21 protein-coding genes are annotated in these 19,560 nt (G+C 65.8%); 5 read left to right on the top strand and 16 right to left on the bottom strand.

Features of this window, described 5'->3' with window-relative positions; genetic code table 11:
* Positions 1-138: 138 nt before the first annotated feature.
* From hypD to GSQ87_RS03265, 14 genes are all read right to left on the bottom strand, one after another.
* Positions 139-1,278 (bottom strand): hydrogenase formation protein HypD, encoded by a 1,140-nt coding sequence (gene hypD / locus GSQ87_RS03330; protein WP_158913193.1) that lies wholly within the window; start codon positions 1,276-1,278, stop codon positions 139-141.
* Complete coding sequence (locus GSQ87_RS03325) at positions 1,275-1,511, bottom strand: HypC/HybG/HupF family hydrogenase formation chaperone (RefSeq protein ID WP_158913191.1); 237 nt, start codon at positions 1,509-1,511, stop codon at positions 1,275-1,277. Before GSQ87_RS03325 ends, hypD begins: the two co-directional genes overlap by 4 nt.
* 61 nt (positions 1,512-1,572) lie before the next feature.
* A complete protein-coding gene (locus tag GSQ87_RS03320) occupies positions 1,573-1,851 on the bottom strand; it encodes a hypothetical protein (protein WP_158913189.1) in 279 nt (92 codons plus the stop codon).
* A complete protein-coding gene (locus tag GSQ87_RS03315) occupies positions 1,848-2,045 on the bottom strand; it encodes a CooT family nickel-binding protein (RefSeq protein ID WP_158913187.1) in 198 nt (65 codons plus the stop codon). Before GSQ87_RS03315 ends, GSQ87_RS03320 begins: the two co-directional genes overlap by 4 nt.
* Positions 2,046-2,064: 19 nt before the next feature.
* A complete protein-coding gene (locus GSQ87_RS03310; protein WP_158913185.1) occupies positions 2,065-2,841 on the bottom strand; it encodes an AAA family ATPase in 777 nt (258 codons plus the stop codon).
* Positions 2,838-4,835, bottom strand: a complete 1,998-nt coding sequence (cooS, locus tag GSQ87_RS03305; RefSeq protein WP_158913183.1) for an anaerobic carbon-monoxide dehydrogenase catalytic subunit — start codon at positions 4,833-4,835, stop codon at positions 2,838-2,840. The genes GSQ87_RS03310 and cooS overlap by 4 nt, the downstream gene beginning before the upstream one ends.
* A gap of 20 nt (positions 4,836-4,855) precedes the next feature.
* Complete coding sequence (locus GSQ87_RS03300) at positions 4,856-5,434, bottom strand: 4Fe-4S dicluster domain-containing protein (RefSeq protein WP_158913181.1); 579 nt, start codon at positions 5,432-5,434, stop codon at positions 4,856-4,858.
* A complete protein-coding gene (locus GSQ87_RS03295) occupies positions 5,431-5,799 on the bottom strand; it encodes a hydrogenase maturation nickel metallochaperone HypA (RefSeq protein ID WP_158913179.1) in 369 nt (122 codons plus the stop codon). The genes GSQ87_RS03300 and GSQ87_RS03295 overlap by 4 nt, the downstream gene beginning before the upstream one ends.
* 100 nt (positions 5,800-5,899) lie before the next feature.
* Positions 5,900-6,988 carry a carbon monoxide-induced hydrogenase gene (locus GSQ87_RS03290; protein ID WP_158913177.1) on the bottom strand — a complete coding sequence of 363 codons (1,089 nt, stop codon included), beginning with the start codon at positions 6,986-6,988 and terminating at the stop codon, positions 5,900-5,902.
* On the bottom strand, positions 6,988-7,500 hold the full coding sequence (locus GSQ87_RS03285; protein ID WP_158913175.1) for an NADH-quinone oxidoreductase subunit C: 513 nt from the start codon (positions 7,498-7,500) through the stop codon (positions 6,988-6,990). The genes GSQ87_RS03290 and GSQ87_RS03285 overlap by 1 nt, the downstream gene beginning before the upstream one ends.
* Positions 7,497-7,997: a 4Fe-4S dicluster domain-containing protein gene (locus GSQ87_RS03280; protein WP_158913173.1), complete on the bottom strand. Its 501-nt coding sequence runs from the start codon at positions 7,995-7,997 to the stop codon at positions 7,497-7,499. Before GSQ87_RS03280 ends, GSQ87_RS03285 begins: the two co-directional genes overlap by 4 nt.
* 2 nt (positions 7,998-7,999) lie before the next feature.
* On the bottom strand, positions 8,000-8,428 hold the full coding sequence (locus tag GSQ87_RS03275; RefSeq protein ID WP_158913171.1) for an NADH-quinone oxidoreductase subunit B family protein: 429 nt from the start codon (positions 8,426-8,428) through the stop codon (positions 8,000-8,002).
* Positions 8,429-8,443: 15 nt separating this feature from the next.
* Positions 8,444-9,403, bottom strand: a complete 960-nt coding sequence (locus GSQ87_RS03270) for a respiratory chain complex I subunit 1 family protein (RefSeq protein ID WP_216838947.1) — start codon at positions 9,401-9,403, stop codon at positions 8,444-8,446.
* Positions 9,400-13,197, bottom strand: a complete 3,798-nt coding sequence (locus tag GSQ87_RS03265) for a proton-conducting transporter membrane subunit (protein WP_158913169.1) — start codon at positions 13,195-13,197, stop codon at positions 9,400-9,402. Before GSQ87_RS03265 ends, GSQ87_RS03270 begins: the two co-directional genes overlap by 4 nt.
* A gap of 182 nt (positions 13,198-13,379) precedes the next feature.
* On the opposite strand from GSQ87_RS03265, the gene GSQ87_RS03260 reads away from it, so the two are divergent.
* The 4 genes from GSQ87_RS03260 (at position 13,380) to GSQ87_RS03245 (ending at position 16,767) form a co-directional block, all read left to right on the top strand.
* Positions 13,380-14,426 carry a HoxN/HupN/NixA family nickel/cobalt transporter gene (locus GSQ87_RS03260; RefSeq protein ID WP_158913167.1) on the top strand — a complete coding sequence of 349 codons (1,047 nt, stop codon included), beginning with the start codon at positions 13,380-13,382 and terminating at the stop codon, positions 14,424-14,426.
* Positions 14,427-14,584: 158 nt separating this feature from the next.
* Positions 14,585-15,301, top strand: coding sequence for an IS6 family transposase (locus GSQ87_RS03255; protein ID WP_158913165.1), 717 nt, complete (start codon positions 14,585-14,587; stop codon positions 15,299-15,301).
* Between the two features lie 252 nt (positions 15,302-15,553).
* Positions 15,554-16,300, top strand: a complete 747-nt coding sequence (locus GSQ87_RS03250; protein ID WP_158913163.1) for an SDR family oxidoreductase — start codon at positions 15,554-15,556, stop codon at positions 16,298-16,300.
* Positions 16,300-16,767: a DUF2269 domain-containing protein gene (locus GSQ87_RS03245; protein ID WP_158913161.1), complete on the top strand. Its 468-nt coding sequence runs from the start codon at positions 16,300-16,302 to the stop codon at positions 16,765-16,767. Before GSQ87_RS03250 ends, GSQ87_RS03245 begins: the two co-directional genes overlap by 1 nt.
* 219 nt (positions 16,768-16,986) lie before the next feature.
* Here GSQ87_RS03245 and GSQ87_RS03240 read toward each other — a convergent pair whose 3' ends face one another.
* Together GSQ87_RS03240 and GSQ87_RS03235 are read right to left on the bottom strand one after the other, a co-directional pair.
* On the bottom strand, positions 16,987-17,685 hold the full coding sequence (locus GSQ87_RS03240) for a DJ-1/PfpI family protein (RefSeq protein WP_158913159.1): 699 nt from the start codon (positions 17,683-17,685) through the stop codon (positions 16,987-16,989).
* 9 nt (positions 17,686-17,694) lie between these two features.
* Complete coding sequence (locus GSQ87_RS03235; protein ID WP_158913157.1) at positions 17,695-18,084, bottom strand: nuclear transport factor 2 family protein; 390 nt, start codon at positions 18,082-18,084, stop codon at positions 17,695-17,697.
* Between the two features lie 14 nt (positions 18,085-18,098).
* Here GSQ87_RS03235 and GSQ87_RS03230 point away from each other — a divergent pair, with 14 nt between their 5' ends.
* On the top strand, positions 18,099-19,151 hold the full coding sequence (locus GSQ87_RS03230) for a GlxA family transcriptional regulator (protein ID WP_158913155.1): 1,053 nt from the start codon (positions 18,099-18,101) through the stop codon (positions 19,149-19,151).
* Positions 19,152-19,560: the final 409 nt, after the last annotated feature.

Raw genomic sequence — 19,560 nt, 5'->3', positions numbered from 1 at the left:
TCCTCCAACTTCATCGGGCGGCGTCTGTCGGAAAGCCACACGCCGCAAGGGTGAAGCCGCGCCAGGGTAGGCGCGAACGCGATCAGCCGACTTGACCCAGATCAATCGCGAGGCTCAGCGCAGGAGAAGGGACCAAGCCTAAGCCGCTGCGGGGGCGGCGCTAGCTTCGCCGCCACGCTGCGGACGATGGCGGCCATAGCGCCAGTGCGCGGCGCATGCGCCCTCGTTGGACACCATGCAGGAGCCGATCGGGTCGTCCGGCGTGCAGACGCTACCGAACAGTTTGCACTCTTCGGGTCGCCGACGGCCTCGGATCACATCGGCGCAGGCGCAGGATTTGGCGTCGGGGGCGGGGGCGTAAGTCAGAGCGAAGCGACGTTCGGCGTCGAAGTCGGCGAACGCCTCGCCGATCTGCAGCGCGCTTTGCGGGAGCACGCCCAGACCGCGCCATTCGAATGAGCGCAGGTCGGGCATCGTCTCGGCGATGGCGGCTTGCGCCCGCAGGTTGCCATCCTCCGTCAAGGCCCGCGCGTAGCCGTTCTCGACCCGAGGGCGGCCCTCGTTCACCTGCCGGATCAGCATCAGCACGGCCTGCAGGATGTCGAGCGGCTCGAAGCCAGCGACGTAGACCGCCTGGCCGCGGTCGGCGAACGCCTGGTAGGGCCGCGTCCCGATCACCGCCGAGACGTGGCCCGGCGCGATCAGCCCCTGCAGCGCCTCGCCGCCCTCACCGAGCACCGCCTGGATCGCCGGAGGGGTCAGGACGTGGTCGCACAGGACGCTGAAATTCGCCAACGCCTCGCGCCTGGCCATCTTGAGCGCGATGGCGGTGGCGGGGCTGGTGGTCTCGAAGCCGATGCCCAGGAAGACCACCTGTCGATCCGGGTTTTCCTTGGCGATCTCCAGCGCACGGAGCGTCGACAGCACCATGCGCACGTCGGCGCCAGCAGCCTTGGCCTGGATCAGAGAGGTGCGATGGGAGCCGGGCACCCGCATCATGTCGCCGTAGGTGCACAGGATCACGCCTTGGTCGCGGGCGAGCGCGATGGCGCCGTCGATCCGCCCGGTCGGCAGGACGCAGACCGGGCAGCCCGGCCCGTGGACCAGGCGGACCTGGGCGGGCAGAAGCGCCTCCAGCCCATAGCGAGCAATGGTATGGGTGTGGCCGCCGCAGACTTCCATGAAGACGTAGTTGCGGCCGGGGCGGCAGGCTTCGGCGATCGTGGTGCAGATCCCGCGGCCAAGTTCGCCGTCGCGAAACTCGTGCATGAACCTCATGGGGTCACGCCTTGGCGCACCATCCCGAGTTCGCTGAGCAGGCCCATGGTGGCCCGCGCCGCCGCGATATCGATACGGCTCAGCGCGAAGCCGACATGCAGAAGCACGTAGTCGCCGACCTGCACATCTTCGAGTAGAATCATGCTCGCGACCTGGACGACGCCGCCGACGCTGACCCGCGCCATGTCCCCGGCAAGCAGTTCGATCACCTCGGCTGGAACGGCCAGACACATCGTCGTTCATCCACCTTGCAAACCGCGGGTCGCCAAACGCGGCCCCGCCGTGCGTCGAACTCTAGGTTGCGTGGGAATGGGCGTGCGTATGCGCGTGCATATGCGGCTCAGCCCCGCCCCGATCCCCGCTGAGCAGCTCCAACAGGCGCCCGAGTGACTGGTGAGCGACGGCGAGGTCGGCAAGGGCGGTATCCAGCAGGCGGGTCGCAACGGCGTCGGTGGCCAGCGCGCCGCTCCCATAGGCCAGTTCGGCGGTATGGCTCTCTGTGTGCTCGATGAGATGGGCGAGCATCACGGCGAACCTTTGCCGCCCGCGTTCGTCGGTTTCGGCGGGGCTCATTGGGGCGCCGCCGGGATCAGGGAGATGACTACGCCAGCGTTCATCGCCACGTGGTCGATCGCAACGTCCGAAAATCGGTGCTCCTCGCCAAACAGCGTCAGTATCTTCACGGTCGATCCATCCGTCGTGATGTCGATGACGTCGGAGATTTCCCGCGGATCGGTCCCCGATCCCATGACGATGACCTTTCCCATGCACATAGTCGTCTCCACTCTAGTGTACGACCCTGCGGGTCACTTCTTGGGCGAATGCGTGGGCCCGCTCGCGAAAGTCTTTGCTCTGGTCGTAACACGATACGCCTGCCTGATCGGCGATCTGGACTTCCCGGTCGAACGGCATCGACAGCAGAAGATCGCGCCCGGCGGCGTGCTCCAGGATGAAGGCTTGATCTTCGGCCGACGCCACCTTGTTGGCGACGTAGCAGATCTGCTTGATGCCGAGTTCGCGCGCGAGCCGTTCGATCTGTTGGCCGGTCTGGAAGCTCCGGGTTCCGGGCTCCACGACGATGATCAGCAGATCCACCGACTCGATGGTCCCCCGCCCGAAATGCTCGATGCCGGCTTCCATGTCGATCAGGACGCTCTCGTCGCGACGGGTCAGGATATGGCGCAGCAGGGTCCGCACGAGCGCGTGCTCCGGACAGACGCATCCGCCGCCGGCATGCTCGATCGTTCCCATCGCCAGGAGCTTCACCCCCGCGTGTTCGACCGAGAAGCGATCGGGGATGTCGTCGACCCTGGGGTTCAGGATGAAGAAGGCGCCGGAGCCCGGGGTCGCCCCGGTGCGCTCCAAGGCGAGATCCTTCATCGCCGAGATCGGCCGCAACTCCGCGAGCAACTCTGGGGGGACGCCGATCGCCGAGGCCAGGTTGGCGTCCGGATCGGCGTCGATGGCGAGCACCTTCCAGCTTTGCTCGCTGAGGGCGCGCGCCAGCATACCCACGATGGTGGATTTGCCGACCCCGCCCTTGCCGGTCACTGCGATCTTCATGACGCCAACAATGCGGAAGCGGTGCGCGGTTGGGCCAACTGGAAGGTGGCCGGCTTGGGCGCCAGTGCGACGGTCGAGAGCCCGAGCCCGGCGCGGCGCTCCTGAATGACCGCGAAAAGCTTGTCGGCGGCGCGTTTGGGATCGGTGTCGACGATGAAGTAGCCGCCGAGCTGGGCCTTCGCCGCGTTGGTGATCAGATCGGTCACGGTGTCGGAGCCGACCACCGGCGGAACGGTGCCGAGATGGGTCGGGATCCCCAGCGCTACCGACCAAGTGCCGATGGCCATCGCCTTCTCCGACATCGCTTCGGGCGCGCTGGCGACGAGGGGAAGATCGGAGATGTCGACCTTCAGCTTGTTCGCCAGCGCGGTGGCGAGCGCCACGCCGCGGCTGTTGTCGACACAGGCGCCCATGTGCAGGACCGGCGGGAGCGCCCCGCCCAGGCCGGCGGCCTCGCCGATGGCGGTTAGCACCCCGGCCAGGCCCTCGCCTGCATACTGCGCCGTCGCGGCGCTGGTCATCATGCCGCCCTTGGCGAAGGCGCCCGACGCGCACCCGGTGGCGATGACCAGGACGTTGCGCTTGGCGAGCGATTTGGCCATGACCAGATAGTTTTCGTCCTGCTTGATCTTGGCGTTGTTGCAGCCGGCGAACAGGACGATGCCCTGGATATTTCCGTTGGCGATGTTGTCGACCAGCGCCTGCAGCGGGTCCTGCGGGTTGACCTTCGCCAGGGCCGAGATGATGCCCTCGGTGCTGAACCCGACCAGAGCTTCCTGCTTGATGTTGGGGATGTCGATGCGCTTCTGGTCGCGCCGCTTGAAGTTGGAGATGGCGACCCGCAAGATTTCGTGCGCGATCTCGCTGGCCCGGTATTCATCGAACTCGATATGGGTCGCGCCGGTGATCTTGTTCTGCTTGTCGGTGGTGATGATCTTGGTGTGGAAGCAGGCCGCGACCCGGGGCAGCGAAGGCATGACGCATTGCACGTCCACCACCATCGCCTCCAGCGCCCCGGTCAGGATCGGCAGCTCCTGGGACAGGTAGTTGGTCGCCAGCGGCACGCCGTGGCGCATCATCAACTCGTTGCCGGTGCAGCAGACGCCGACGATATTGATGCCGTCCGGGGCGCCGGCGGCGACAGCCTCGTCGTGGAGGTCGGCGGCCACGTTGCAGATGATCTCGCTGAGCAGCGGGTTGTGGCCGTTCACCGCGACATTGACCGCGTTGCGCTTGAGAACGCCGAGGTTTGCCGTGCTCGCGACCGGCATGGGGGTGCCGAACAGCACATCCGAAAGTTCGGTGGCGAGCATCTCGCCGTTGAGGTCCGCCAGGGCCACACGCAGGCCGCCCAGGATCAGATTGCCCGGATCCGCGTCGCAGCCCATGTGGGTGCGCGACATGGACTGCGATATGGTGGCGTCGATATTGTGCGGAAGCAGGCCCAGGTCGTTGAGCTTCTTTAGCCGTGGGGGGGGCAGGGACGCACTCAGCCAGTGGCAGGGCTTGTCGTAGTCCTGGTTCTGATAATCGTCCAACGTAAGCTCAGCGAGGTCATGGACGATGGCCGACTGCTCGCGCCCTTCGGTCTCGACGCCCATACGCGTCGCCACGACATGGAGCTTTTCGTCGTCATGCACATCGTAGTCGACCAGCTTGTGGTCGCCGACATGCAGCAGCGCCAGGGCGATGTGACGTCCATGCTCGGAGTGGGCCGCGGTCCCCGCCGCCATCATGCGCACCAGGTGGCGGGCGACGATGGTGTCGCGGTCCGCGCCACAGACCCCGTATTGCGGGCCGTTTCCAAACGGGTCGATCCGACAGGGTCCCTGCAGGCAGATGCGGCAACACAGGCCGGCGGTGCCGAAGCCGCATTGGGGCTGCTGCTTGGCGTAACGGCTGAAGGCCGTCTCGATGTGGTCGGCTTCGGCCACGTCCAGCATATGGGTCGCGCAGGCGTCCGCAGAGCCGTTGGAGCAGGTAGCGCAAGCCATTGGAATCTCCAGAGTGGCGATTAAAGACGGATGTGGCGGGTGGCTTCGACGAGTTCGCGCGCGCGCGCCTCGCGGAGCGCGGTGCGATAGACATCGAGGTCGACGAGCTTGATGGCCTTGGTGGGACAGGACTGGACGCAGGCGGTCTCCGTCGATCCCGTTTCAGCCCGCCAGTCGATGCAGAGGTCGCACTTGGTGGCGACCCCGTGATTGGTCAGGACGGCGCCTTCCGCCGGGACTTCCGAGCGCACGGTGATGGCGCCGAAGGGGCACACCATGGCGCAGAGCTTACAGCCGATGCAGTGCTGCTCGATGATCTCGACTTGGCCGTCCGTTTGGCGGCAGGCGCCGGTCGGGCATACCGAGGTGCAGGGCGCGTCCTCGCACTGGCGGCACTGGAGCGGCATGGTGGCGCCGTCGACGCTGACGACGTGGTTGCGGGGCTGCAGCGGCAGGTGCGCGGAGATCGCGCTCAGCAGGTCGTGGCCATCGGCGTGGGCGACTGCGCAGGCCAGTTCGCAGGAGTGGCAGCCCATGCAGAGGTCCGGCTCCGCATAGATGATCAGGTTCTCTCGGACGGGCGTGGTTTCGGTGATCATGCCGCCTTCTCCATGGTGGTCGCTTCTTCCCGCATCACGATCCTGTCCACGGTCATGCCGCGGGATGGGAGCAATCGAACCTGGTCGCCTCCGCAGGCGCGGCAGTGGAAGCGGGTGTCGGCGGTATGTTCGCCATCGCACGATCGGCAAAACACCCTCACTGCCTGACGTTCGACGACCAGTTCCGCTCCCGCCACGTTGGTGCCTTCCGCCAGCAGGGCGAAGCAGGTGCGGATCGCGTGCGGCTCCAGGGCCTGGAGTCCGCCGATGCTGAGGGTCACGCCGACCACCCGCTCGCGCGGAAACCGCGCCGCCTGGGCGCTTACGGTGTCGAACAGGGCGCAGGCGATCGCGACTTCATGCATGGCGACCGCTCCTAACTTCCTACAGGGGCGCCTCACACGATATGTGCGTCCCGACTGAGGGTTAGATAACGGGTCCTCCAGGACGCGGCTTTGATCTCGATCAACGTTCGGTGCAGGAGACGCAGGGATCGATACTATTGACGATCAGCGGGATGTCGGACACGTGGCCGCCCTTCATCATCACCTTGAGCGCCTCCCAGTTCATGTAGCTGGGCACACGGCAGCGCACCCGGGCGGGCACGTCGGTTCCGTCGGTGGTGACGTAGTAGACGAGCTCGCCGCGGGGCGCTTCGGTCTTGGCGATGGCCTCCCCGGCGGGAATCCGGGGCAGGGGTCCCGCTGAGATCGGACCCGGCGGCAGCCGCCGCACGCACTCGCGCAGAATGGCGATGGAGCTCAGCGCTTCCTTCAAGCGGACCATGGCGCGCGACCAGACATCCCCGTCGGGCAGGCTCTGGGCTTCGAACTCGATCTCGCCATAGGCGGAATAGGGTGCGACCTGGCGCACGTCGTAGGCCAAGCCCGATCCCCGCGCGGTCGGCCCCATCAGGCCGTAGTCGACGCAGTCCGCCCGACTGATGTGACCGATCCCCTTGGTCCGGGACAGGACGCTTCGGTTCGTCGCGTAGATCGGGATGATCTCGTCGCGCAGCACGGGTTCCAATTGATCGAGCTGGTTCAGCAGGAAGGCGATGGACGTCGCGTCGAGGTCGTAGCGGACGCCGCCGATGATGTTGGCGGCGATATCCATGCGGTTGCCGAAGATCGTCTCCTTGACGTCCTGCATGATCTCGCGCGCCTGCATCACATGCATGAACAGAGAGTCGAAGCCGATGATGTGGGCCAGTATGGCCACGTTGAACATGTGCGAGGCGGTGCGCTTGATCTCGTCGGCGATCATGCGGAGGTAGTGGGCGCGGGGCGGCACTTCGATCCCGGCGATGGCCTCCAGCGTCATGGCAAAGGTTTCGGGGTGGCTGTTGGAGCAGAGCGAACAGACGTGCTCCAGCAGCACCATGTTCTGGTAGATGTTCCGCTTGGCCGTTAGATATTCGATGCCGCGGTGCACGTGGCCGGCGTACAGATCCAGCGCCGTGATGGTTTCTCCCTCGACGCCCACCTTGAAATACATCGGCTCTTCGAGCGCGACGTGGAGCGGTCCTATGGGGATGTCGAAGGTGCGCGTCATCAGCCCTCTCCAGTCTCGGCGATACGCTGGAACAGCACTTCCGTGCTGGCGGCGTTGGCCAGTACCGAGAGCGGGACCAGCCGATCCATGACATGGGCGTCGACGCTCTCGTCCAAAAACAGGCGAGGGCTGTTGGCCCGGCCCGAGACCTGGATGTCGAACAGCTCCATCAACTCGCGCTCGAGCCAGTCTGCGTTCCGGAACATCGGCACGAGGGTTTCGACGGCATCCCCAGGCGCGACCCGAACCCTGAGGGTCACGTTGGCGCCGTCCACGTCGAAGAGATAGGCCAGCGGGTTGGCGCCCGAAGCGTCGCGCACGAAGGCGGTGATGACGCTCAGCCGGGCGCCGACCATCTTCAACGCTCGCGCAGCGACGCTTAGATCGGCCTTGTCGACGAGCGTCACCCAGGCGGTCATCGGACCCCGCGAGGTGGTCGTGAAGGTCAATTCGCCTCGTATGCCTTTGAGCACAGGCGTCAGCTCGGTCGAACTGGAGGGCGCATCGCTCATGGCCGTGCGCCTCGGCTACTCTCGACGCGCCGACAATCGGGGCAAAGGTCACGCAGGCGCGTCTCGTTTGCGCCCACGGTCTTGTACGCCAGCTGCATCAGTGGATCCTGGGCTTTGAGGAAGACAACCCCGCATGACGTGCAGGCCGAATAAGGGATCGTCACGTGATCCACCTGTTTGTACTTGTCTTCCTGCCGATGGGAGACATGCCAGTTGTTGGTCAGGGTGATGGCCTTGGTCGGGCAATACACAGCGCACAGTCCGCACGAAACGCAGGTGTTGTGCCAGATCACCAGGTGCAGGGCCTCGTTGTCTTCCGCAAAGCGGATCGCGCCGCCGGCGCAGACGTGCTCGCACATCCTGCACCCGACGCAGGCGTCCTGGTCGATCGCGACGCGGCCGCGGTAGGCGGCCGGCGTGGACGCGTCGCCGAACGGGAAGGGCTCGGTCGCCGGCCCCTTGCGCAGATTGTCGATCAGGACCTGGAGGAAGTTCACGGCTAGGCCCGCGACGCCCAGATGTCGATCGCCATCGCCAGGCCCTCGATGATGGCTTGCGGGCGGGGCGGACAGCCGGCGATGTTGACGTCGACGGGGACGAACTGATCGAGCGGGCCGGCGATGGCGTAGCTCTCCCGGAAGACGCCACCGGAGATGGGGCAGATGCCAACGGCAACGGTGACCTTGGGGTCCGGCACCTGCTCATACACGCGCAGGAGCTTGTCCTTCACCCCGACCGTTATCGGCCCGGTGATCAGAATGATGTCGGCATGCCTGGGGCTGCCACAGTATTGGCAGCCCAGGCGTTCGATGTCGTAACGGGGAATACAGGCGGTGGTGGCCAGCTCGACGTCGCAGCCGTTACAGGACCCCGCGTTGATCCGGTAAATCCACGGGGATTTCTTGGCAGCCTTGGAAATGAAGTTCATGCCCGTGCCCTTGTGCTAAACATGGATCGCCACCATGGCGAGCGAGAGCACACCGAAGAGGACGGGCCACCTCAGATAGAAGACCACGGCCTGGTCGATGCGCATGCGCCCCACCGCGGCCTTCAGGACCGACAGGCAGCCCACGATCACCAGGCATTTGGCTGCAAACGCCACAACGCCGAGGACGCCGCCGGGCCCATTGGGAAAGAAGAGGGCGACGCCCAGCCCCGCTATGGCCACGGTCTTGATCGCCGATGCGAGCTTGAGCAACCCGAGCGAGGCGCCGGTATATTCGAGCAACGGCCCTTCCAGCAGTTCGGTCTCGGCCTCCGCGATGTCGAAGGGCGGCATGCCGAGGTTGGCCGGGATGAAGGCGGCGTAGGCCAGGGCGGCGGGAACCATCCGCCAGTCAAGGATCAGGGGGCCGTGTCGGATCTGGTACTGGACGATTTCGGCGAGGCTGAACATCGGGCCGCGGCCCGAGGCGGCGCCCACGTGCAAGGCGACGCTGACGATGACCAGCAGGATCGGCCCCTCATAGGCCAGCATCAGCGCCATCTCGCGTGAGAAGCCGATGGCGCCGAAGGGCGAGCCGGACGCCGACCCCGCCAGCATCAGCGACAATGCCGGCAGCGAGATCACGTAGAACAGGACTAGCAGATCGCCGAGCATGGGCGATGGCGCGTACACCCCTGCGATGGGCAGCATGGCCATGGCGAGGCTCATGCTGGCGACCCCGATCAGGGGCGTCATGAGGAAGACGTTCGTGTCCGCCAGGTCCGGGACGAAGGTGATCTTCCCCATCAGCTTTACGAGATCGTAGAAGGGCTGCAGCAGCGGCGCCCCGATCCGCCGCTGCAGTCTGGCCACCAACCGCCGCTCCACGCCCTTGAGCAACAGCCCGAGCGCGATGGCGAACAGGCCGCCCGGGAAGACGAGGACGGCGAACAGGATTCGGAAAAACTCGCCGATCACTTCGGGCCGCCTTCCGCTGGGCGCGTGGGGCCGCCCAGGGCCAGACGGATCAGGCGCGCCGGCGTCTCGTAGAGCGATGAGGCGGGAACCTCCATCCGGCCGGAGGCGATGGCGACGGCGCCGCCGGTGTAGATCGGACCTGTCGCGCGCTGCCTGTTGGACGCGTGCCGGTAGGCCCAGCCCAGGCCGCCCGATGCGACCAGGGCCAGCACCAGGGCCAGCGGATGCCACGGCAGCGGACCTGGCAGGCCGCCCAGCCAGGTGGCCGGCACGGCCGGTAGGCCGAGGCTAGTCTGCACGTGGGAAATCGGCGTCAGCAGCAGGCCGGGGAAGGCGCTGATGGCCACGCTCGCGGCTACCAGGATGAGCATGGGAACGCGCATCACCAGGGGCGGTTCGGTCATGAGCAGCGCCGCTGCCGACGGCGGTCCCATGAAGGCGCTGTGGGCGAACTTCAGTATGGCCGCCAGGGTGAACAGACTGGACAGCATCGCAGCCAGGCCCAGCAGGTAATGGCCGCTCTGGAAGGCCGCCTGATAGATCATCCACTTGGAGGAAAAGCCGTTCAGCGGCGGTATCCCCGACACCGAAAGACCGGCGAAGAAGAAGATGGCGAAAGTCACCGGCATGCGGCGTCCCAGGCCGCCCAGCTCATCCAGGGTCGTGACCGGCGCCTGGCAAATCAGGCAGCCCGCCACCAGGAACAGGGTGTTCTTGAGCAGCATGTGGTTAACCGCATGCATCAGCCCGCCGGCGATCCCGAGCGGCGTCCCGAGCGAGAGGCCCAGCAGGACATAACCCAGCTGGCTGACGGTGCTGTAGATCAGCACTCGCTTGATGCCCGTCTCCACCATGGCCTTCGCGCCGGCGTAGAGCAGGGTGGCCGTCGCCACCAGCGCCACCACGTGCATGAGCTCCGGGGTCCAGGGCGAGCCGTGCGCAGCGCGGGCGAAGGTGGCCGCGGCCCCCACCGCGACAAACAGTTTCAGCACGCCCCAGGGGCCGGCCTTCAGCAGCACCGCGGAGATGTAGCCGCTGACGGGCGTGGGCGCGGGGACAGGGTGCATTTGATAGTCGATTCGCAGCGGAAGCTGGGCCGCCTTCATGAGCAATCCGGTCAGGATCAACGCCAGCGAACCCCAAAGACCAAGCGCGGGGACGGAGCTCGCCGCATGTGCGAGCTCGGGGATGCGGAAGGTGTGGGTCTGGGCCGCCAGCGTGGTCACGCCTAGGAAGAGGAAACTCGCGCCGACGAAGTTGAAGATGAAGTACTTGTAGCCCTCGTTGAGCGCCTCTTCCGTCTCCTCGTGGATGGTGACGAGATACAGTGTCCAGCTGCTCATCAGCTCCCAGAAGGCGAAGAAGCTGAACAGGTCCTTGCTGGCGACGAGGCCCAGCAGGCCGCCGACCATCATCGTGAATAGGAAGAAGTATCGGTTCGGCGAATGCCCGCGCGCCATATAGCCGACGGAGTAGGCGAGGTTCAGCACGGCGACGCCGGCGATCAGGATGGCGAACCAGAACGACAGGAGATCGTAGCGCCCCGCTTCGAACAGGACGCCGCCCAGCGCCAGGGCCATGGTCAGGACCGCAAGGCCGCCCGCACATGCCGCCGATTTTCGGCCGAGCCGGAAAACCACCAGCGATCCCAGGGCGGCGATCAGCGCGGCGATCGACCAGTGCATCACCACCGGCGGCAGGGCGAGGGGCGCGAGCGCGCTGTGTCCGGCCAGCGACGCGACGACGGGAACGAGTAGGCGGAGCAGCAGGGTTGGATACAAGCCGTTGAGGATGATCAGGACGGCCAGCACGCCCATCACCAACTGCATCGAGAGCGGCGCCTCGGCCACCAGCGGCCCGCGATAGGGCTCGAAGAACACGACGCGCAGGATGCGCGCGTAGTACATGGCCGCGATCACGCCGCCGACGAGCATCAGCGCGGCCACCGGGATCTGCCCGGCCTGAACGCAGGCGTAGATCATCAGGAACTTGCTGACGAACCCGCCGAACGGCGGAACCGCCATGATGGCGAGGATGCCGATGGCCATGGCCAGGGCGGTCCGGGGCATCGCCTTTCCGATCCCGCGCAGGTCCTTCAGCGACTGGGCGCCCGTACGCAAGGCGAATGCGCCGACGCAGAAGAACAGCAGCGACTTCATCAGGGCGTGGTTGACCGTGTGCATCAGCGCCCCGGTCAGCGCCAAGGTGCTGCCGACGCCCAGCACCATCGCCACCTCGCCCATCTGGGCCAGGGTCGAATAGGCGAGCATGCGCTTGATGTCGGTCTGCCGGTAAGCCCCGATCTCGCCGATCAGCAGGGTGACGCCGCCCAGCAACACGAGCGTCGCGCCCGGTGCGTTCAGGCCGCCGATCGTACCGACCGTCGCCAGTGCCGGCGCACCCAAGACGGCGAAGAGGATCTTCATCATCCCCAGCAGGCCGGCGGCGGCCAAGATGGCCGACATCGGCGCCGATATGCCCGAGGGCGCGACGCGCTCCGCCTCGGGCACCCAGGTGTAGAAGGGGAATAGGCCGGCCTTGGCGAGGAAGGCGACCATGAACGTCGCCGTGATCAGCATCAGGACCGGCAGCGGAAGGTGGCCGACACCTGCCGCTATGGCGCCGATTTCGAAGCTGCCAAGTCGCGCATGCAGCATCAGGATGCCGAAGTGCATGACATAGGCGCCCGAGGTGCAGATCAGGAAGTATTGCGCGCCGGCCTTGAGCGTGGCCTCGCTCTGGTCGTGGATGACCAGGATGTAGGAGGCCCAGGTCATCAGCTCCCAGAACAGATAGAAGTTGCCGAGGTGGCGCGAGGTGGCGACGCCGATCAGGGCGCCGATCATCTGGAAGAGAAAGAAGTAGTAGCGGCCGAGCGAACGCCCTTGGCGCATGTAGCTCAGCGAGTAGACGGTCACGGCCAGACCCACGCCCGCGAAGAGCAGGGCGAATAGATCGCCCAGGTCGCCGGAATGCAGGGTGGCCGCCACCAGCGCGAACGTTGCGGTCGCTAGGATGGCGGCGGCGACTTCACGCAGGCGCGCCGATATCCGACCCGCAGCGAAGACTGCGAAGGCGCCGACGCTGGGCAGCAGGATTTGCAGGCTCCAGGGGGCTTCGAACTCGGGGAAGCGGGCCGTGTCGGAGACGTGGACGAGGTGGGCGGAGGCATCCAGAAATGGCTTGGGATCGAGGCTCATCAGCACGGTCACTGCGCCCAGCAACAGCATCGCCACGCCATCGACGCCCAGGCGCAACGGCTGCGCTGTGAGGCGGGGCAGCTCGTCGGGACGCGGCTGCTGGAAGCAAACCATCTGCACCGAACGCAGGAAGTAGACCGCCGCCAGGATGCTGCCGACCGTGCCGGCCGCCGTGATGATCCAGCTTCCGTTTTCGATGCCCGCATAGAGGACGACGAATTTCGAGAACGAGCCTTTGAACGGCGAAAGGCCCATGACCGAGAACATGGCGAACCCGAACATGAGGGAGGTGAGCGGGGCGGCCGCGAAGCTCCCGACCATGTCGTCCGTCCGCGAGGAGCCGGCGCGTCGCATCAGCCGCCATGCGGTCACGAACACCAGCGCCCGCATCACGATCTGATACATCAGGTGCATGACCGCGCCGGTGTGCCCAAGCGGCGTGGGCACGCCCCAACCCATCAGGACGTAGCCGGCTTCGGCCGCGGTCGAGAAGAACAGCATTCTTTTGAAATCGCGGGCGGAGGCGAGCGCGAGACTTTCCCCGCAAAGGACGAGGATCACGCCGCACCAGGCAAGCACCGACATGTGCGTCATGGCGGTCCCGCGCGATCTGTCGTGTCCGCCGGCATGGGCGAGAGGTTGAGCGGCTCCGTCATCGCAGCGCATTGACCACGACGGATTCGGCTCCGCCTTGACCTAGGTCATGTCGCCGCCGGGCGAGGCGATGTTTATCGCCACGAGTGCTCGGCCGGACGGTCTGCGGATTGGAATAAGAGATGAGCGGGCCCATCGCCCCACGGATCGCCGCCATCTATATCGGCTTGATCGGCCTGAACCTCGGCGCGTGGACCTGGGCGGCGATGGCCTTTCCGCATCAGCCGCTGATGTTGGGGACGGCTCTGCTCGCCTATAGCCTGGGCCTGCGTCATGCCGTGGACGCCGATCATATCGCCGCCATCGACAACGTGACCCGCAAGCTCATGCAGGAGGGCCAGCGGCCAACCGGCGTTGGCCTGTTCTTCTCGCTGGGCCACTCCACAGTGGTGGTCCTGGCCTGCGTGGCCTTGGCGTTCGCGGGCTCTCTGCTGCACAGGCAACTCGACGCCCTGCATCGGATCGGCGCCACCTTTGGAACGATCGTGTCGGCCTCGTTCCTGCTGGCCGTCGCCGCAATGAACCTGGTGATCCTCGCGACGATTTGCCGGACGTTCTGGCGCGTAAAGGAGGGCCGGCCCTACCGGGAAGAGACCCTGGACGAGGCCCTGGCCGGCGGCGGTTTGCTGGTGAGACTGCTGCGGCCGCTGTTCGGCCTGATCCGACGAAGCTGGCACATGTACCCGCTGGGGTTCCTGTTCGGCTTGGGCTTCGACACCGCCACCGAGATCGGGCTTCTCGGCATCTCGGCGACCCAGGCGTCTCAGGGCACGTCGATGTGGTCGATCCTGATCTATCCCGCCCTATTCACCGCCGGCATGTCTCTGGTCGATACCACCGACAGCATTCTCATGCTGGGCGCTTACGGCTGGGCGTTCATCAAGCCGATCCGGAAACTCTATTACAACATGACGATGACCTTCCTGTCGGTCGTCATCGCCGTCGCGGTCGGGGGGATGGAGGTGCTCGGCCTGGCGGTCGATAAGCTCGAGCTGAAAGGCCGGGTGTGGGAAAGCATCGGCGCCCTGACCCGAGATGCTGGGACCATCGGCTTCGGCATCATCGGGCTTTTCATCGCCAGCTGGCTGGTTTCCGCTTTGATCTACCATCTGCGAGGATACGACTCGCTCGAAGTGGCGGTTAGCGGCGATGGGCGCGCGAAGCCCTGAGGTCGGGTCTCCTCATCACCCGCTGTTGCGAGTCTTGATGGGCTTTGTCAGCAGAAAGTGACGACCTGCGGGGAAGGGCGATAGGGCCAAGCCCATGGCCAAGGGCTTTGTCAGCGCAAATTGACGGCTGGCAGGGGAGGGGGTTAAGGCAAAGACCTATGGCCAAGCTTAAGCCCCCGCCCAACCCGTTTCGCTGGTTCGACAGCTCGCCGGAAGTGATCCGGTTGGTGGTGCTGATGTACGTGCGCTACCCGCTTTCGCTGAGAAACGTCGAAGATCTCCTGCACGAGCGAGGAATCGACATCTGCTACGAGACGGTTCGCAAGTGGGTGGACCGCTTTGGCCCGATGTTCGCCTCCGAGATCCGCAAGCGACGGGTGGAAGCCATGCGCCAGCATACCCACTGGAAGTGGCACCTCGACGAGGTCTACGTGAAGATCAACGGCGAGATGCACTACCTCTGGCGGGCGGTGGATCACGAGCGCGAAGTGCTCGAATCCTTCGCCACCAAGGATCGGGACAAGGCCGCAGCGCTGAAGTTCATGCGCAAGCTGATGAAGCGGCACGGCTGCGCCAAGACCATCACCACCGACGGCTTACGGTCCTATCGAGCAGCTATGAAAGAGCTGAGCATTGAAGATCGTCAGGAGGTAGGCCGTTGGGCCAACAACAGGGCGGAGAATTCCCACCAGCCGTTCCGACGACGAGAACGGGCGATGCTCAGGTTCAGGAGGATGAAGACACTCCAACAGTTCGCCTCGGTCCATGCATCCTTCCACAACCACTTCAATCAGGAGCGCCACCTCGTCAGCCGACAGACCTACAAAGACCGACGCTCAGCCGCCTTGGCTGAGTGGCGGGCAGTCATGGGATAGAGCTAGCTCGGGTTTGGGAGAGCTACGTCCAAGCGGAGACAAGTTCGCGTTGGACTGACAGCACCCGCACAGGCGTTCGCCCGCACAAAGGCGCTGGGCGAGCAGGCCCTGAAGGACGAGGGCCTGGACTGGATCATCCTGCGTCCCGGCCTGGTTCTGGCGCCGGCGGCGTTCGGAGGAAGCGCCCTGCTTCGAGGCCTCGCCGCGTTTCCCTTTGCGATCCCAGCCATCCGCGCCAACGCGGCGATCCAAGTGGTGTCAGCCCGGGACATCGGGCGGGCCGTGGTCTGTGCGATTTCGCCGGAGACCGCCTGCCGGGTCACGATCGACCTGGTCGCGCCGGGCGTCCATCAGCTGGGGGAGTTGTTGGTCGCGTTGCGGCTATGGCTGGGATTGAAGTCGGCGCCCGTGGTGGCCGTTCCGGTCGGGCTAGCTAGGCTGACGGGCAAGGCGGCTGACGGCCTGGCTTGGCTCGGCTGGCGCAGCCCGATGCGATCCACCGCGGTCGAACAGCTCGGACAGGGTGTCGTCGGCGGCCCGACTTCGCACGATCTTCCCGGTGTGCGCCTGAGTTCGCTGCACGAGATCCTGGCGCAGGCGCCGTCCGGTGTGCAGGAGCGCTGGTTCGCCCGGATGTATTTCTGCAAACCTTTGGCGTTGGGCGCCCTGGTGTTGTTTTGGACGGCGTCTGGCCTGATCGGTTTGCTACGCCGCGACGCCGCGAGCGACCTGCTCGTCAACGCGGGACTGCCCCATGTCGCGGCGTTGGCGTGCGTGGTTGGCGGTGGGTTGGTGGACGTCCTGCTTGGCCTAGCCGTCTGCGTCCGTAGGTTCGCGCCGACCGCCCTGAGGGCGATGTTGCTGGTCTGTGGGGCATACCTGCTTGGCGCGACGATATGGCGGCCAGACCTATGGGCCGATCCACTCGGCCCCTTTCTCAAGATCGTGCCGGCCATGGTCCTGGTCTGCTTGGTGCTCGCGATCATGGATGAGCGGTGATGGCCTACCTGATCCTCAAGGTCTTGCATGTGATCGGGGCGACGGTCCTGTTCGGAACGGGCGCCGGGATCGCCTTCTTCATGCTGATGGCGCACCGCACGGGTGATCCGCGCCTCATCGCCCATACAGCCGGCGTGGTCGTGGTCGCCGACACGCTGTTCACCGCCACCGCCGTGGTCCTTCAGCCCATCACAGGCGGCCTGCTCGCCATGATGGCAGGCTATCCGATCCTGCATGGCTGGATCGCCCTCAGCCTGGCGCTCTACGTGGTGACAGGGGTGTTCTGGCTACCGGTGGTGTGGCTGCAGCTGCGGATGCGAGACTTGGCGCGCGAGGCGGTTCGGGCGGGCGAACCGCTTAGGGCCGACTATCACCGCCTGTGGCAGCTTTGGTTCGTGAGTGGGTTTCCCGCCTTCGCTGCGGTTGTTGGAATAATCTGGCTCATGGTCGTCAAGCCCACGTTCTGAGCCGTTGTCGCCGTTTGCCTTTTGGACTCAACCCGAAAGCCGCCTCCGGCAATGTTCGAGGCAGGGAAGGGGTATTCTGGTCCGGACTACCCCCAACATCTGCCATTGAGATCGGCTCAAGCCGAGGCCTCGCGGCGATTCAGATGTCCGGAATCGGGCAGAAGGCGCATGGCGGCTATGGGCGCAGGGGACCCGAAACGCCAGAAGGGAGCTTCGCTTTCAACGAGGCCTGGCAGCGGCGTACTGCTCAGCGGCCGCAGCTCGCCGGGCGGTACGCTCCGCGATGGACGCCTTCACCTTCTCGAGCACCGCTGGCGGCGCCTGATCCGGTCGACCGCTCAGGAAGGGCGGTTCAGGCGCATAGGCGATCTCCAGCTGGATGCGCTGGGCCGCCTCGACGCCGCGGAGATCGGCGGCCAGGCGGAGCGCCCCGTCGATCCCAGCCGTGACGCCCGCGGCGAAGAGGAAGCGGCCATCTGCTACCACGCGCGCGTCCACCGCCTCCGCTCCATAGAGCGGCAGGAGATGGTGAACCGCCCAGTATGTGGTAGCGCGCCGCCCTTCGAGGAGCCCCGCCGCACCGAGGAGCAGCGCCCCGGTGCAGACGGAAAAGATGCAGCGCGCGCCCTCCGCCTGCCGTCGTAGCCAGCCGAGCACCCGGGCGTCGCCCATCAGCGCCTCTTGCCCAGAGCCGCCCGGGACGTGCAGCACGTCGAGTTGCGGGGCGTCCTCCAGCACCGCGTCCGGCGCAAGTCGCAGGCCGTTTACGTCCCGCACTGTGCCGCGCTCCACCCCGTAGATCGTCAGTGACGCGTCGGGCAGACGAGACAGGACCTCAAAGGGTCCTGTGAGATCAATCTGGTCAACGCCCTCGTAGAGAAGCGAACCGATCTTCAGGGTAGGTGGCTCCGACGTCATGGCGCGCCCTCAGCCGAACGCCACGGGGCCGACCGCGCCGCACCAGCGCTTGACCTTGGTAGGGTCGCGTTCGTCCATGTAGAAGAAGTGCGTCATGGTCGGACGCACGATGGGGCCGCCATTGTCCGGCGTCATGGTCACCGTCCCACGGAACACCTTCAGCTCACCGCCGTCCCAATACTCCCTCACCTCGTGCAGGGCGGTGAAGCCCGTATCGATGAATGCCTTCAGGTTTGCTCTGATCGCTTCGCGTCCATGCCAGTCCGCGACACCGAGATTGCAGATGGCGTCCTCGGCGAAGCAGTCGAAGCCGGCGCCGAACGTCTTGTCGTCGATCTCCCTCCACATATCCAACAGCCACTGCGGGGCCGGCTTGTTCTCGAAGGTCTTGCTGGTCATCGGCCTGTTTCCTCATGACGACGAAGGTTGCATCCGCCCTCGACAGAACCGGTGTCGCACGCCTAGGGATGGCGATGTCGCCAAATACCCCACCGATCCCGCCAGATGCCCCGCGCAGGGTGGAGGTGCTGGCCTTTCCTTTTGTCCAGCTCCTGGACGTCGCCGGACCGCTGCAGGTCTTCAGTTCGGCCAATGAACGGTCGGCGGAACAGGGAGGACCTTTCCTATACGACGCCCAGGTGATTGCGCCGGAGACGCAGGTGGGAGCCACAGCCGGCCTGGTCTTTTCGGCCGCAACCCTGCCGCCGTACGAAACGCCTGTCGACACCCTGGTGATCGCCGGCGGCCAGGGGGTGCGGCGGGCGGCCGAGGATCCGGCGCTGGTCGACTGGCTGCGAAGGCGGGCGGGGCGCGCGCGGCGAGTGGCCTCCGTCTGCACCGGCGCCTTCCTTCTTGGTGCGGCGGGGCTGCTGGACGAGCGTCGGGCAGTGACGCATTGGGAGTACTGCCTCGAGCTGCAGCGGTGCTATCCACGCGCCCGCGTCGACCCCGACCCGATCTTCGTTCAGGACGATGGAGTCTGGACCTCGGCGGGTGTGACCGCCGGCATAGACCTGGCGTTAGCGCTGGTGGAGGAAGACCATGGCCGCACTCTGGCCTTGGCCGTGGCGCGCCACTTGGTGGTGTTCCTCAAACGGCCTGGCGGTCAGGCGCAGTTCAGCGAGACGCTGGCGCTACAGTCCGCCGACGACCGCTTCGCCCCCCTGCACGCCTGGATCGCCGGTCACCTCGACGCGCCGCTGACGCTGTCCCGGCTGGCGTCGGAGGCGGGCATGAGCGAACGTACCTTCGCGCGGCGCTATCGCGCAGCGACGGGGCTGACGCCAGGGCGTGCTGTCGAGCGGCTCAGGGTGGAGGCGGCGCGCCAGCTCCTCACGGAAACCGGCCTGCCGTACAAGCGCATCGCCGACCGCTGCGGCTTCGGCACAGAAGAAACGATGCGGCGCAGCTTCCTGCGCGTACAGGGTGTCGGCCCGCAGGCCTATCGCGCGCGGTTTGGCGCATGACGTGCAGTTCCGAACCAGTGGACCAGACCGCGTTCCGCGCGGCTTCGAATGTCGCCTTGCCGGCCGAAAGCTAGAGTCCGTTATGAGCGCATTTAGACGCCGACATCGATTGCCTATGCGTAAAGTTCCGCCGGTCCGCTTGCCGAACAGTTAATGATCAGTGCTCAGTTTTGCCATTGACCTGCAGCGGAAAACTGAACAATGTTCAATATGCTGGCCGAGAGGCGAGCCGGCGGGCATGATGGGAGACGGCGGCGATGCTCTGGCTTGTCGTTCTGGGGCTTGGCCTATCGGTGTTCTGGCAGCATCGGCGGATCGATGGGCTTAGCCGTCAGGTCGCTCAGCTTGTGGAATCCGCTGAAGCACGTCGAACGGCTGCGACTGTCCCGTCGGAGCATCGGCCTGAACC

The organism is Caulobacter sp. S45, assembly GCF_009765965.1.
GTDB lineage: Bacteria > Pseudomonadota > Alphaproteobacteria > Caulobacterales > Caulobacteraceae > CAHJWH01.
The sequence above is the reverse complement of the archived record's forward strand: the minus strand, read 5'-3'. Positions and strand labels throughout refer to the sequence as shown.

Coding starts and splice junctions, on each gene's coding strand:
- GSQ87_RS03230 (WP_158913155.1), top strand. CDS start 18,099: ATGACGACGAAGGTTGCATCCGCCCTCGACAGAACCGGTGTCGCACGC.
- GSQ87_RS03275 (WP_158913171.1), bottom strand. CDS start 8,428: ATGAACTTCATTTCCAAGGCTGCCAAGAAATCCCCGTGGATTTACCGG.
- GSQ87_RS03295 (WP_158913179.1), bottom strand. CDS start 5,799: ATGCATGAAGTCGCGATCGCCTGCGCCCTGTTCGACACCGTAAGCGCC.
- GSQ87_RS03285 (WP_158913175.1), bottom strand. CDS start 7,500: ATGAGCGATGCGCCCTCCAGTTCGACCGAGCTGACGCCTGTGCTCAAA.
- GSQ87_RS03300 (WP_158913181.1), bottom strand. CDS start 5,434: ATGATCACCGAAACCACGCCCGTCCGAGAGAACCTGATCATCTATGCG.
- GSQ87_RS03320 (WP_158913189.1), bottom strand. CDS start 1,851: ATGAGCCCCGCCGAAACCGACGAACGCGGGCGGCAAAGGTTCGCCGTG.
- GSQ87_RS03290 (WP_158913177.1), bottom strand. CDS start 6,988: ATGACGCGCACCTTCGACATCCCCATAGGACCGCTCCACGTCGCGCTC.
- GSQ87_RS03260 (WP_158913167.1), top strand. CDS start 13,380: ATGAGCGGGCCCATCGCCCCACGGATCGCCGCCATCTATATCGGCTTG.
- GSQ87_RS03240 (WP_158913159.1), bottom strand. CDS start 17,685: ATGACGTCGGAGCCACCTACCCTGAAGATCGGTTCGCTTCTCTACGAG.
- GSQ87_RS03265 (WP_158913169.1), bottom strand. CDS start 13,197: ATGACGCACATGTCGGTGCTTGCCTGGTGCGGCGTGATCCTCGTCCTT.
- GSQ87_RS03235 (WP_158913157.1), bottom strand. CDS start 18,084: ATGACCAGCAAGACCTTCGAGAACAAGCCGGCCCCGCAGTGGCTGTTG.
- hypD (WP_158913193.1), bottom strand. CDS start 1,278: ATGAGGTTCATGCACGAGTTTCGCGACGGCGAACTTGGCCGCGGGATC.
- GSQ87_RS03255 (WP_158913165.1), top strand. CDS start 14,585: ATGGCCAAGCTTAAGCCCCCGCCCAACCCGTTTCGCTGGTTCGACAGC.
- GSQ87_RS03315 (WP_158913187.1), bottom strand. CDS start 2,045: ATGGGAAAGGTCATCGTCATGGGATCGGGGACCGATCCGCGGGAAATC.
- GSQ87_RS03325 (WP_158913191.1), bottom strand. CDS start 1,511: ATGTGTCTGGCCGTTCCAGCCGAGGTGATCGAACTGCTTGCCGGGGAC.
- cooS (WP_158913183.1), bottom strand. CDS start 4,835: ATGGCTTGCGCTACCTGCTCCAACGGCTCTGCGGACGCCTGCGCGACC.
- GSQ87_RS03245 (WP_158913161.1), top strand. CDS start 16,300: ATGGCCTACCTGATCCTCAAGGTCTTGCATGTGATCGGGGCGACGGTC.
- GSQ87_RS03310 (WP_158913185.1), bottom strand. CDS start 2,841: ATGAAGATCGCAGTGACCGGCAAGGGCGGGGTCGGCAAATCCACCATC.